This window comes from Sphaerospermopsis reniformis, from assembly GCF_005402885.1.
Taxonomy (GTDB): Bacteria; Cyanobacteriota; Cyanobacteriia; order Cyanobacteriales; family Nostocaceae; genus Sphaerospermopsis; species Sphaerospermopsis kisseleviana.
On record NZ_BJCE01000666.1, the window covers coordinates 1 to 223 of the forward strand.

Here is a 223-nt window from a genome sequence, read left to right on the forward strand (position 1 = left end):
TCATAGCTGGAGCGCAAGGGTGGGAAGACATAGAGAACTACGGCATCAGCAAGCAGGAGTGGTTAGAAGAGTTTTTGGAATTACCAAATGGAATTCCCTCCGATGACACCTTCAGACGGGTATTTGAGTTCATCAATCCCGAAGAATTAAATCGTTGTTTCAGCAGATGGATAGAAACCCTAGTGACAAACATGGGAGGAGAAATAATTCCCATAGACGGAAA

1 protein-coding gene is annotated in these 223 nt (G+C 43.9%); it reads left to right on the forward strand.

Translation table 11 applies throughout. The annotated features are described in order from the left end of the window. On the forward strand, positions 1 to 223 hold a 223-nt coding region (locus tag FFR48_RS28770), incomplete at both ends, for an ISAs1 family transposase (protein WP_137669651.1).